At 58.2% G+C, this 13,727-nt stretch carries 6 protein-coding genes and 2 pseudogenes; all 8 read left to right on the top strand.

What is annotated here, in order from left to right:
• Positions 1-450 precede the first annotated feature (450 nt).
• On the top strand, positions 451-2,337 hold the full coding sequence (locus J2R76_RS19065) for an MBL fold metallo-hydrolase (RefSeq protein ID WP_253624568.1): 1,887 nt from the start codon (positions 451-453) through the stop codon (positions 2,335-2,337).
• Between the two features lie 68 nt (positions 2,338-2,405).
• Positions 2,406-3,249: pseudogene (gene panC / locus J2R76_RS19060) on the top strand (pantoate--beta-alanine ligase).
• Between the two features lie 464 nt (positions 3,250-3,713).
• The gene (locus J2R76_RS19055; protein ID WP_253624567.1) at positions 3,714-3,989 is read left to right on the top strand and encodes a hypothetical protein; all 276 of its coding nucleotides are present in this window, start codon (positions 3,714-3,716) and stop codon (positions 3,987-3,989) included.
• A gap of 1,866 nt (positions 3,990-5,855) precedes the next feature.
• Positions 5,856-7,931, top strand: coding sequence for a 3-hydroxyacyl-CoA dehydrogenase NAD-binding domain-containing protein (locus J2R76_RS19050; protein ID WP_253626041.1), 2,076 nt, complete (start codon positions 5,856-5,858; stop codon positions 7,929-7,931).
• A gap of 109 nt (positions 7,932-8,040) precedes the next feature.
• Complete coding sequence (locus J2R76_RS19045; RefSeq protein WP_253624566.1) at positions 8,041-9,246, top strand: acetyl-CoA C-acyltransferase; 1,206 nt, start codon at positions 8,041-8,043, stop codon at positions 9,244-9,246.
• Positions 9,247-9,345: 99 nt separating this feature from the next.
• A complete protein-coding gene (locus J2R76_RS19040) occupies positions 9,346-10,404 on the top strand; it encodes a phosphotransferase (protein ID WP_253624565.1) in 1,059 nt (352 codons plus the stop codon).
• A 56-nt stretch (positions 10,405-10,460) separates the two neighbouring features.
• Positions 10,461-11,304 (top strand): annotated as a pseudogene (locus J2R76_RS19035) (SDR family NAD(P)-dependent oxidoreductase).
• Between the two features lie 1,030 nt (positions 11,305-12,334).
• On the top strand, positions 12,335-13,594 hold the full coding sequence (gene ltrA / locus J2R76_RS19030; RefSeq protein WP_253624564.1) for a group II intron reverse transcriptase/maturase: 1,260 nt from the start codon (positions 12,335-12,337) through the stop codon (positions 13,592-13,594).
• Positions 13,595-13,727 lie beyond the last annotated feature (133 nt).

Raw genomic sequence — 13,727 nt, 5'->3', positions numbered from 1 at the left:
GGAGTGTCATCGAGGATCTGATCGGTACGCAAAGAATGATGCTAGGCGAAGCGGTCGGCGATCAAACCGATAATCTAGCTGGCTTTGGAACACCATCCAAAACAACCGTGCTCGCAATATCGGTCGGACTGACCAATGACTGCCAGGCCTTCATCGCAGATTGCACTTACATCTTTCCAGGAGAATAAGGCGGCTCGCAGAATCCGCAAATTCGTGGGGACATGATTGGCTTGATACGAAGAGACGGGGCATCTTTTCAACCGGTTCGATCTGTTGGATAGGATGCCTGCCGATCAACGGCTACAAAACGTGGCTTTACGCGTTACGTTGAATGTCCTCCATCGGTTCAGCTAAAGTTCGATGACGACGACTGAAGCCTCGCGTAGCGGCAACACATGTTCCTCGATTCGTAGATGGCTCGCTCGCACTCTTACTCGTTACAAGGAAAAAATGTCTCTCATCCAGCGCTCCGAAAACCTTTGGCAATTTCAGGATACCTGTAACGTTTACATTCTGAAGAGTGGCACGGAGTGCCTGCTGATCGATACAGGATCCGGGGCTATCATGCAGCACCTTCCCGCTATCGGTATCGAGCGAGTTGATTGGGTTCTACATACTCATCACCATCGCGATCAGTGCTGGGGCACGCCTCTCGTGCAGAAGGCTGGAGCGAAAATTGCGGTGCCTGAATACGAACGTCACCTGTTCGAGAACGTCGAAGCCTATTGGCAGACTCGGCGTATCTACGACAACTACAACGACAGCAACACGTTTTTCTCGATAGGCGCTAACCTAGTGGTGGATGCTATTCTTGAGGACTACGGCACTTTTGTCTGGAAGGAGTACACGTTTCGCATCCTACCCGCCAAAGGCCATACATATGGCATGGTTTGTCTCATCGCAGATGTGGATGGAAAGAAGAGTGCCTTCACCGGCGATCTGATGATCAGCGGCGGGAAGCTCTATCAACTCCATGCCATGGAATATGGCTACGGCGATCTTCTAGGCGTTGAATTTACAATGCAGTCGATCCTTGCCCTCAAAAAGGAAAATATCGAAACTGCCTTTCCCTCGCACGGCGAGCCAATCCGGGAAGTGAACGCGGATATTGCTAGGCTTGAATCACGCTTGGAAAAACTTGCCAGCATAGGACGGCTCAATACGTCGGGACAGGGCTATTTTAGTGATACCCAGACCCTTCGCGAGAGCAAACTCCAGAGAATTTCGAAAAATTTGCTATGGGCGGGTCCATATACCTGCTCCAATTTCTACATTGTTTTGAGTGGAAGCGGCCACGCTATGCTGATCGACTACGGACTGGTCTCTTACGGGCATCTCCATTTTGGCACCGACCACGACGGCATGCAGGCGCTGCGTTTCGTCGAGCATCACATCGATCAACTGCGTGACGATTATGGAGTGCGGGACATCGAACTTGTGGTTCCCACACACATTCATAATGACCACGTCTGCGGAATACCATACCTTCAAAGACATTTCGGCACACAGTGCTGGGCACTCGACTGTGTTGCCGAGGTCATTGCCAATCCGGCCGCCTGGGCCAGCACGCCGTGCTGTTTCCACAAGCCGATCAAGGTACAGCGGATTCTGCATGACGGCGAGGTATTTCACTGGCGAGGGTTCGACTTTGAGGTTTATTACGCTCCGGGTCAAACCGAATACCACGCCATTATCCTCGGTAAGATCGACGATAAGCGAATCCTGTTCGGCGGCGACAATATGGCTCTCTTTAATCCTCAGGCAGGTGGCATTGACCGCGACATCCTCGTCCAGTCGACGGTCATGCGAAATAGCTTTCAGTTGGAGATGCACCGCCGCTGCGCAGCGGTGATCCAGGCCGCTAAGCCGGATCTCGTGTGCCCCGGACACAACGAGCTGATAACCATGGATGCGTCGAGGATCGCCGAATACAAGGACTACATCGAACGCAAGGAAGCAGCCTTTCGCGACGTCGTCGACGAGCCCGTAAACCATTTCATCGATTTATTCTGGGCAAGAATGCTGCCTTATGTGTCGGAAACTCACCCGAATGGCAAGGTCACCTTCACGGTCAAGGTGCGCAACAACTTGGAGCGCACGGCTGTCTACAGCGCCCGCCTCCTACCGGCATTTGGTTGGGCGTCGCATGGAGAGGCGGGAAACATCACGCTTCGGCCGGGGAAGCAGGGCGATATCATGCTTGAGGCAACTGCGCCGTCTCAAGTCGATCCGCAGCGAAGGCTCATGACGGCCGAGATCCTTATCGACGGAGTATCGCAAGGACCTGTCTGTGAAGCTCTCGTCTCAACGCTCTCAAAGCAGCAGGAACTTCAGTAGTCGAGGCAGGGTCTAACATGAGCCACAGTTCAGAGCGCCTTCCAAGTGAACCTGATGTAAAGCTAGGTATGCAAACGATCACGACGATTGCCGAGCTGCGTCATGCTCTTACAAAGTTTCGAAATCGGGGCAACCGCGTCGCCTTCGTACCTACTATGGGATACCTGCACGATGGCCATATGGCGCTCGTCCAGGCGAGCCGGGCGCGGAGCCAAGTCACGGTCGTAAGTATCTTCGTCAATCGCACTCAGCTTGGACCAAATGAGGATCTCAGCGCGTATCCGCGCGACTTTCGGCGCGATGAAAGGCTGTGCCGGGATGCCGGTGTCGCAATCGTCTTTGCGCCGGATCCGCAGGAGATTTATCGGGCTGGGCTCGAGACGTTTGTAGAACCAGGTGAGCTCGCAAACCCGCTGTGCGGAAGTTTCAGGCCAGGACACTTTCGCGGAGTGGCAGACTGTCGTCCGCAAGCTACTTAATATGGTACAGCCGGATGTTGTGTTCTTCGGACAGAAGGATTTTCAGCAATGCGCGGTCATTCGTCGCATGGCGATTGATCTCAATCTTCCGCTCGAGTGTGCCACCGTACCAACTGTTCGGGAGCCAGATGGGCTCGCGATGAGCAGTCGAAATCGATACCTTAACGACGAGGAGCGCCGGCGCGCTCTCGCGATTAGTCGCGCTCTATTCGCGGCAGAGGCCGAATTTTGTGCAGGCGAACGTGACGCCGCGACCCTCTTAGGAATTGCCAAGCAGCATTTGGACCAACTCGATCTGGTGCAGTACGTTGAGCTCGTCGATGCTGACACTCTCAGGCCGGCTGCGAGTCCTCTTAGCCGTCCTGCGGCCCTTTGCGTGGCGACACACGTCGGGTCGACCCGGCTCATCGACAACGTAATTCTAAAGGTCTAGGCGAACTTACCGCGCGATCGCGCCTCTCCGCGATCGCTAGCGACGGGACAAGCACTTCGGCACGAACACTTCTGGGAATCGGCTACCCTGGCGTGCCGGCGGCAATTGACAGCTCATCGGAAGATCCGGATGAGCTTCTTGTGGTTGATCCGGTAGCCCTCCCCTTGAGCACATGCAGGCCGCGATAGCCGAAACGGCGGCGTTCCTGGGCGATCTTTCATGCACTGGCGAAGGCCGGCATCCTCCACCTGGGTGCCCTTCAATCTTAGGCTCGTGCGGCTTTTTTTCGGGGAGGTACTTCAAGGCAGCATTGTCCAGCATAGCATCGGTCAAAGGTCTCTTCAGCCGTGTCAACCGGGACACCACCGCGGGTGACAGGTTCGGCGCGACCTTGCACAGCAAGAACAGCGCATCCAGACTTCGGGTCCGCGCGCCCACAGCGGCAGAATCGCCGAGCTGTACCGATGCGCTCGCCATCGCTGGCCGCCCTGTCGTCGCAAATCTTCGACCCGCGCGACCTCGACCGAACTTATGCGGGTCCGGATCGTTCGCGCCGAACCATACCCTTGCTGCACGAATCGGCGCGCCCGTTGGCAAGCTTCAACTCCACCACTGGCAAGAAATGTCTCGACTTCCGTGTCGACAGCCTGTGTAAAAAGCTCCAGCGCACCAGCGCGCAGGATATTGGTCAGTGGATCATTGATCTCCTCGGGCTGACGACGCGGGGACAATATTGCTAGTCTCGTTCATGACGTATCACTCTCGTTGAGATGTTCTGGCAGGCTTCGACGCCCGCCCGATACGCCGCCTATCTGAGGCCGTCATACGCGCATTCCCGCAGAGCTCCGCTCCTGGACTATCGGAAGCGCACAGAGTCATGCGCAGCCGACCCGCTCACTTCGTCGAGTTTCGATGATCTATCTGACTTGGTGCAGAATTTTGGCGGCAAAGTACGAATCATTGCATTATGCAGGACTCAAATATCGGTACAGCTAACGATCGAGATCTGGCTAGCGAAGCTGCGGCATAGCATGCCGCTTCGTTCAGCAAGGCGCACGTAAAAGTCGTTTTGTTGCGCCGTTGTCCGTTCTTGCAGTGAGCTTTTGACATATCAACGCGTCCACGTGACGTGAGCTGCGTTCCAAGATGTGCGCGAGACCATGCCCAGGTATCAACAGGAGGCGAGAATGCGCAATAGCTCCCACACCCACCTCGGTGCAGTAGAGTGCTGCGCCATATGCGGTGGAAAGTTCGGACTGATCCGCCACTACTCCCGGCAGATGGCTCTTTGCTCGCAGAAATGCGTAGCCCGTTTCGCGGCTCGCCGTGAGGCCGATCATAAATGGTTCGCCAGTTGTGAGCGTGTGAATACGCCACGTTCGGTAACAGGCAGACTTTGAAAACAGAAAAATCCATGCACAAGCGTCGCCGATGGAAGCGCCGTTCTGGGGTGCGCAAATAAACCAAGCGAGTAGACGTGTCGGTGCCGACTATGTCCCTGATTCAACCTGCACCTAGTTCGTTGACAGCTCAGCGACTTCGGACATACAGCAACGAGTCAGTGCGATGCAATTCGTCCTCGTGAATTACAGGTCCCCGCGCGGCGACGGCACCTGCACCGGATGTTCTCGGTCGCTCGGGCCAGGCTACCTGCGAGACGTGATAACGCGAAAACATTACTGCGAATACGATTGCTATCGACGCAGCCATTTCAGGGGCATTCGATTTCCGTACCTCACAACAAATGACATGGAAGGCATTGTGTCTCTTGGATTGCAGGCCGTGATGGCCTCAACGTTGTGTTGGTTTCAGGTCGCGATGGCCTCAATGTCTTGGCTGAACACAGCGGACGCTCGCGACCCATGCGGCTGAGGGACCATCCTCGTGTTAAGTGCAGCTGCGCTATGTAGACAGAATGCGCTGGGCCAGCATCGGTGATTGGGAGCCGCGAGTTTGTCGAAGAGCAACGGCGGGCGCGAACTTCGAGAGCCCGCCTCTTGATCGATTCGATCCGATGGAGCAGAACAGCTCGAGCGAAATGGTGCACTCAGCGGCAGTAAACAAAGTGCTCTGCTGGTTCATGAGCACAGCGGAGGCCCAGGAGGCGGCGGAAGCCGCCGAGCGCGCCTTCCGGCCTTGGTCGAGCTAACGGCGAAGGAGCGCTACAGCATCCTTCGCAAATGGTTCGAGCTGATCGCGGACAACCAAGACGATCTTGCGCCGATCCTCGCTTCCTAGTGGAAACTGAGAAAAGCGACCATGCCTTGCAGAATTTCGCCGACCTCGATGCGAATCTTGCCGACATTATGCCTCGGTACCGTTTTAGTTTCACAGGAACTCAACGCGCACAGGCTCGCAAGTGTTTCGAAGAAGCCTGGTAAATCGGATTTACTTGCGTCGTGATGCGCAGTGGGGAGCATTTAACCTTACAGATCAGGAATCGATCAGCGCTCGCGTCGGTCTGACGATTGAGTGCTGCACTGGCCAGAATTTGGCGCGCGTGAGAATGATCGATACGCTATTTGCGGAACGAGGATCGCCTGTGGCGGCTTGCCTGGCGAGGACTTCATCCGCAGGATGCAAAATACAAACCCAAGGGGTGTTGCGTGGGTAACGTAGTCAAACTCGAACGTCATGACGTGATCGGCATTATTACGATCAACTATCCGCCCGTGAATGTGCTGAGCGCTGCAGTGCGCCGCGGTATCGTGGAATGTATGAATGCCGCGATAGTCGATCCGGAGGTGAGGGCGATCGTTCTCACGTGCGCAGGCCGTACGTTCATTGCGGGCGCGGATATCACCGAATTTGGCAAGCCACCGGAGTCGCCGGGGTGGGCCGAGATGATGGCGGTGCTGGAGAACTCTCCAAAGCCTATCGTCGCTGCTATCCACGGTAACGGCCTCGGCGGTGGACTCGAGGTGGCGTTGGCCTGCCATTATCGGGTTGCGACGCCGGACTCCAAGCTTGGTCTGCCCGAGGTCAAGCTCGGCCTAATGCCGGGGGCTGGCGGCTCACAGCGCCTGCCGCGCGCAGTGGGGGTGGAGCTTGCCGTTAAGATGATCGTCGGTGGCGATCCGATCAGCGCGGCGGATGCGCTAAAGAGCGGTTTGATCGAGGAGATCGTCGCGGATGCGGCTTCTGGCGGCGAGATGTTTGCCCGCAAGGTCTTGACTGAGAAGCGCCCGCTCCGCAGGTTGCGAGATGACGACTCCAAACTTGCGGAGGCCAAGGCGGACCGCTCGATCTTTACCAATGCTGTCACCGCGATAACCAAGAGGGCGCGCGGTCGGGAAGCGCCGTTTGTCGCCGCAGACGCTGTGGGTGCGGCGATCGACCTGCCATTCGACGAAGGCCTGAAAAAGGAGATCGAGGACTTTAATAGACTTTCCGCCGGCGATCAGGCGAAGGCTCAGCAATATGCCTTCTTCGCCGAACGCGAGGCTAAGAAGATCGTCGGCTTGCCTGAGGGTACCGAGCCGCGTCCTGTCAACCGCGTCGCGATCGTCGGCGCAGGCACCATGGGAGGCGGCATCGCAATGTCGTTTGCGAATGCCGGCATTCCCGTCACTCTGATCGAGACCGGCGAGGAGCAGCTCAAGCGCGGCCTTGGCGTCATGCAGAAGAACTGGGAAGCGACCGCCGTACGCGGCGGCATCCCGGCAGATGCGCCCGCCAAGCGGATGGCGCTGATCAACGGCGTTGTCGGGCTGGAGGGCGTCAGGGATGCCGATCTCGTGATCGAGGCCGTGTTCGAGACCATGGCAGTCAAGAGGGAGATTTTTGGCAAGCTCGACCAATTCGCAAAAGCCGGCGCCGTGCTCGCCTCCAACACCTCGTATCTCAACATCGACGAGATCGCAAAGTCGACCAAGCGCCCGCAAGACGTGCTCGGCATGCACTTCTTCTCGCCGGCCAACATCATGAAGCTGTGCGAGATCGTGCGCGCGGACAAGACCGCGCCGGATGCGCTGGTCACCGCTGTGAACATTGCGCGCAAGATCGCGAAGGTGCCGGTGGTCGTCCGCGTCTGCCATGGCTTCGTCGGTAATCGGATGTACGATCGAACGGGTAAGCAGGCCGAGAAGTTGTTGTTTGAAGGCGCGCTGCCGCAGCAGGTGGATGCGGTGATGACCAGATTTGGCATGCCAATGGGAACGTTTGTGATGTACGATATGGCAGGCCTCGATATCGGCTGGCGTTCACGAAAGGACCGAGGCGTCAAGTCGGAGATCGAGGATGCGCTGTGCGAAGCCGGCCGCTACGGCCTGAAGACCGGCAAGGGTTACTACAGATATGAAGCGGGCTCGCGCGCGCCGCTGCCCGATCCCGAGGTCGAGAAGCTGATCGACGAGACGATCGAGCGCCTGGGCCGCAAGAAGCGCGTCATTAGTGACGACGAGATCCTCGAGCGGTTGATGTACCCGGTCATCAATGAGGGCGCGAAAATCCTCGAAGAAGGGATCGCGGTGCGGCCGAGCGACCTCGACGTGGTCTGGCTGTTTGGCTTTGGATGGCCGATCTATCGCGGCGGCCCGATGCATTGGGCGGACCAGATCGGGCTGGACAAGGTGCTGGCGAAGCTGAAAGAGTTCCATGCGACCCTAGGCGACGAATTCAAGCCGGCGACTTTGCTTGAGAAGATAGTCGCCGAGGGCAAGAAGTTCAGCGACTTCAAGTAGCCGCATCGCCACGCAATCGGCGTGAAATTTCAGTTGCTCGCCCCTCACACCGTAGGCCGTCCGGCGGACGCGCCCCTCCACCTCACGGTAGAGCAGAAAGGACCTTTCTATGCGTGAAGCAGTCATCGTCGCGGCCAAGCGGACGCCCATCGGCAAGGCGTACCGAGGCGCATTCAACAACACTTACGGCGCAACGCTCGGTGCGATGTCCATTCGAGCAGTGGTCGCTCAGACCGGCGTCGACCCGGGCGAGATCGATGACTTGGTAATGGGCGCGGCGATGCCGCAGGGGACCACGGGGTACAACATCGCCCGCCAGGCTGCCCTGCGGGCGGGATTGCCGAACACTGTTTCGGGCATGACGATCGACCGCCAGTGCGGCTCCGGACTGATGGCCGTAGCCGCGGCGGCCAAGCACATCGTCAACGATGGCGCTCCGATCGCCATCGGGGCCGGCATTGAGTCAATCAGCTTGGTGCAGAACGACAAGTCAAACTCCTTCATGGCGGCCGACCCTTGGCTGAACGAGCGCGTACCCGAGCTCTGGACCTCGATGATCGAGACCGCTGAGATCGTTGCCGAACGCTACGGCCTCAGTCGCGAGGCTCAGGACGAATATGCGCTACAGTCCCAGCAGCGCACGGCGCATGCACAATCGGAAGGCCGCTTCGCTAACGAGATCGTACCGGTCACCACGGTCATGAAGGTGGTGGTCAACAAGGAGACCGGCGAGACGGCCGACAAGAAGGTGACCCTTTCTGCCGACGAAGGCAACCGCCCGCAGACTACGCTTGAGGACCTCAAGAAGCTGACGCCGGTGTTCAAGGGAGGCCGCTACGTGAAGCAGGGCAAGTACATCACCGCTGGTAACGCCAGTCAGCTGTCGGACGGTTCCGCTGCCGTGCTCCTGATGGAGCGCAAGGAAGCCGAGAAGCGCGGGCTGGAGGCGCTGGGTGCCTATCGCGGCGTTGCGGTGGCTGGTTGCGGACCGGAGGAGATGGGCATCGGCCCGGTCTTCGCTATCCCGAAACTGCTGCAGCGCAACGGCCTCAAGATTGACGACATCGACATCTGGGAGCTGAACGAGGCTTTCGCCAGCCAAGTGCTGTATTGCCGTGACAAGCTGAGGATCCCGAACGAGAAGCTAAACGTCTCCGGCGGCTCCATCGCTATCGGCCATCCGTACGGCATGACCGGCGCCCGCTGCACCATGCACCTGATGTACGAGGGCAAGCGCCGCGGCGCGAAATACGGTGTGGTCACCATGTGCGTCGGCGGCGGCATGGGGGCGGCGGGCTTGTTCGAGATCTTCTGAGGCCTCATGTGTTGGGCGCTATGTTAAGTCAGAGATACAACGGCGTTCCCAAGCTCTTCCAGCGCGCCAGTCACCAGCAACAAACAAGGGAGCATCATCGTGACTGAGGGCGTCGGGAAGGACGACCAATTGTCGGGCACCAAGCCTGTAGAGGAGCGGCATCGGTTCGATGAAGCGCGCCTTGATGCGTGGATGCGCGAGAAAATCGAAGGTTATGAGGGGCCGTTGACGGTCCTTCAGTTTAAGGGTGGCCAGTCCAATCCGACCTATCGGCTCAATACCCCCGCCCGCTCCTACGTCCTCCGCCGCAAGCCTTTCGGTAAGCTGCTGCCATCGGCGCATGCGGTCGACCGCGAATATCGTGTGATCGAAGCACTGAGCAAGCAGGGCTTTCCCGTCTCGAAGGCCTACGAACTCTGCAAGGATGATGGCGTTATCGGCGCGGCCTTCTACATCATGTCGATGGAGGAGGGACGCGTATTCTGGGATCCCACGCTGCCCAGCCAACCGCCGGAGGTTCGAAGAAAGATATTTGCCAGCAAGATCGAGACCCTGGCAAAGTTCCACCTGTTCGATCCCGAGGCGATCGGGCTCGGCGACTTCGGCAGGCCTGGCAATTATTTCGTGCGTCAGATCGATCGCTGGACCAAGCAGTACCGCGCCTCCGAAACGCAGCACATTCCAGAATTTGAGAAGGTTGCTGAATGGCTGTCGAGGACTGTTCCGCAGCAAGAGCGCGTCTCGATCGTTCATGGCGACTACCGCCTCGATAACATAGTCTTTCATGCCACGGAACCGCGCGTCCAAGCCGTGCTCGACTGGGAATTGTCGACACTCGGTGATCCGATGGCGGATTTCACGTATCTGCTGATGCAATGGATCATGCCGGGGCTCGACGGCGCCGACCTCAAGGCGCTGAACATCCCGAGCGCCAAGGAGGCGGCCCAAATCTATTGCAACATCACGAAGACGGCCCTGCCAGATCTGAATTGGTACTTCGCCTACAATCTGTTTCGCCTGGCCGGAATCACGCAGGGGATCGCGGGCCGCGTCCGTGACGGCACAGCGGCCAGCGCTAGGGCGACCGAAGCCGCCGAGCGCACCGTGCCACTGTCAAAGGCCTCATGGGAATATGCGCAGAAGGCGGGCGCGGTTTAGTTAGCGCGCCAGAAGCTTGCATCAGGTCGATTCAACTCCAAAGAAGAGGAAACGTCATGGGTCGACTCCGCGGCAAGGTCGCGATCATCACGGGCGCCACCAGTGGGTATCGGATGGCGCACAGCCGAAATCTTCGTTGCCGAAGGTGCCAGGGTTGTGATCGCTGGTCGGCGAATGGCTGAAGGCGAGGCGCTGGCAAAGAAGCTGGGCACGGACTGCATCTTCCGCCAGACCGACGTTACGGTGGAAGCCCAGGTCGAGGCTCTGATCGTGCTGGCGGTCGAGAAATTCGGCCGCCTGGATTGCATGTTCAACAATGCAGGCGGGCCGGCACAGACCGGAGGTGTCGAAGGACTGGAGGTCAAACGCTTTGATCTTGCCATGGCGACCTTGGTGCGAAGCGTGATGCTGGGCATGAAGCACGCCGCGCCCATCATGAAGAAGCAGCGTTTTGGCAGCATCATCAATAATGGCAGCATCGCCGGGCGGCTCGCCGGCTTCTCCTCCTCGATGGTGTATAGCGCGGCTAAGGCTGCCGTGATCCATCTCACCAAATGCGTGGCCATGGAGTTGGGTGAAACGGGCGTGCGCGTAAACTCGATTTCGCCGGGCGCGATCGCAACCGGCATTTTCGCGAAGGCCATGGGTCTGTCGGTGGAGGTGGCAGAAAACACGCCACCCTTGATGCAGGAGGTCTACAAGAGCGCGCAGCCGATCCCTCGCGCCGGACTTCCCGACGACATCGCGCATGCCGCGGCGTTCCTGGCGAGTGACGAATCCTCTTTCATCAACGGGCACGATCTCGTGGTCGATGGCGCTCTCACGGGCGGCCGCAACTGGACGCAGCAGCATCAGAGCTATATGGCAATGCGCAACGCGTTCGAGCAGAGGAATAGATAGGGGGGGCTCGTGCCGTTATTCCCGCGTGTTCAGGCCGGAATATGGAGACGCCCCGAAGCGCAATTGCGCTTCAAAGGCCCGTGGCCTCGTAGGTGGGAAGGCGATCTTGTGCTGTGCCACCACGTTTATGGTGGCTGAATTCGCTTCTCGCGCTTCGCTTTGCTCACCTTGCACGCTCTGTGCAACGGGTTCATGGAGCAAGCGCTGCTCTGGGTCGCTGGCAGCCATAGCCCCAAAAGTTCAACATCACCGAGCGAATGCACCTGCTTCAATGTCCTCGATTAGCGAGTCCCCGACGAAGTCATCCGAAGGAAATGGTTGAAGGCTGGGAAGTGCGAAAAGGTATCCTGCGCCCCGCGTTGGCGGAACGCCACTGCTTGCGAACTTGTACCTGCGGCTATGTGCTGGATAGTTCGAACAGATAGCGCGCATACGGCTCAAAGGCGCAACGCCATCTGGTTCGATACCCAGATGACGGTGCGCCACGACGGTGCGAAGGAGGTGTGATGTAGAGCACCTTTGAGCAGCCTTGCTGCACAGAAGATGGGGGTCGGCCCCTCGAACTCGGGTTGCAGGATCAGGGTTCAAACCACCGGCTGCTGCTTCGGCCCAATGGTCGAGGTGGTGAGCGAGACCGGAAAAGGCAGAGCAAGACTCTGTCAGGTAAGGATCGAGGAGACGAGCGCAAGCGAACCACCGATGAACTGTCGAAAGCGTAGGGAAGACGTCAAAACCAAGGGGTAGTCGTTATCTTGGGATCAGTCTGAGCGATACCTGTTTACGGCTCAGGCGGCGTCCGGCAGGCGAGGTGGCGTGACCTCGGTTCAGGCTTCTGTGCGGAACGTGGGAACCTGTATCGCGATGCCAAGGGAATGGTTCAAGTGGAAGCCCCACAAGAGTCTGAGTACCAATGCGCGATGCAGGGACGGAGCCGTGTGTAGTAGTGACGAAGGCACTGTAATGGTGGCGGAGCGAAGGCACGGCACTGTCCCGCTTGATTGGAAGAACAACCGGAAACGGGAGGACTCTTTTGGGTCAAGCAAAGCCGTATGACATCCCCAAGCGCTGGGTTTGGGAGGCGTACAAACGGGTTAAAGCAAATCGGGGCGCAGCCGGTGTGGACGAGCAGTCGATCGAGGTGTTCGAGGCAGACTTGCAGAGCAATCTGTACAAGCTCTGGAATCGAATGTCTTCGGGTAGCTACTTTCCACCGCCGGTCAAGCGTGTGCAGATCGACAAGCGCGACGGCGGGAAGAGGCCGCTAGGAATTCCTACGGTGTCGGATCGCGTTGCTCAGGCGGTCGTCAAAGGATATCTGGAGCCGGATTTGGAGAAGCACTTTCATCCAGATTCGTTCGGATATCGACCCGGAAAATCGGCGCTCGATGCCGTTGGGGTTGCTCGCCAGCGATGCTGGCGGCATCCCTTCGTGCTCGATCTCGACATTCGGGCTTATTTTGACTCGATATCGCATGAGCTTTTGCTCAAGGCGATTCGGAAGCACACGGACTGCGCTTGGGTGTTGTTGTACATTGAACGGTGGCTTAAAGCTCCCGTTCAACTGGAAGACGGCACCCTTGAACCCCGAGAGAAGGGCACGCCGCAGGGCTCGGTGGTATCACCGCTGATGGCGAATCTCTTTCTCCACTATACGTTCGACATGTGGATGCGAAGAAATCATCCGAGCATCCAGTTCGAGCGTTATGCCGATGATATTCTCTGCCATTGCGACAGTGAGCGGCAGGCACAAGAACTGAAGGAAGCGCTTGCGAAGCGCTTTGCCGAATGCGGACTGGAGCTTCATCCGGACAAGACGAAGATAGTCTATTGTAAGGATGACGACCGGCGAGGTGATTATCCTGAACAGAAATTCGACTTTTTGGGCTACACGTTCCGCGCCCGTCGGTCGAAGAACCGTTGGGGAAAGCACTTCGTCAACTTCAGCCCCGGTGTCAGCAATGCCGCGACGAAGGCAATCCGACAGGAAATCCGTGCCTGGCAACTACGCTGCCGGGTGGATAAGAGGATCGACGACCTGGCGAGGATGTTCAACCCGATCATTCGAGGCTGGATGAACTACTACGGTCGGTACTACAAATCGGCGCTTTACCCGACACTACGCCATCTCGACCGATGTCTCGCGCGATGGGCGATGTCGAAATACAAACGTCTGCGGCGACATCGAAGACGGGCAGAGCACTGGGTACGGGACATTGCTTGCCCCCCCCACGCTGTTGGCCCATTGGCCGATGCTGCACAAGACGGCGGCTGGACGGTAAGAGCCGGATGAGCGGAGACGTTCACGTCCGGATCTGTGAGCGCCTGGGGGTGAAACTCCCCCGGGCGACTCGACCGGTGGTCCGCCTTCGCGGACCATCTGCAAGCCATTTCTGAATGCGTCGGGTAGTAGCTCGGGTCGGTCC

The sequence above is a fragment of the Bradyrhizobium sp. USDA 4532 genome (assembly GCF_024171315.1).
Classification (GTDB): Bacteria; Pseudomonadota; Alphaproteobacteria; order Rhizobiales; family Xanthobacteraceae; genus Bradyrhizobium; species Bradyrhizobium australafricanum.
The sequence above is the reverse complement of the archived record's forward strand: the minus strand, read 5'-3'. Positions and strand labels throughout refer to the sequence as shown.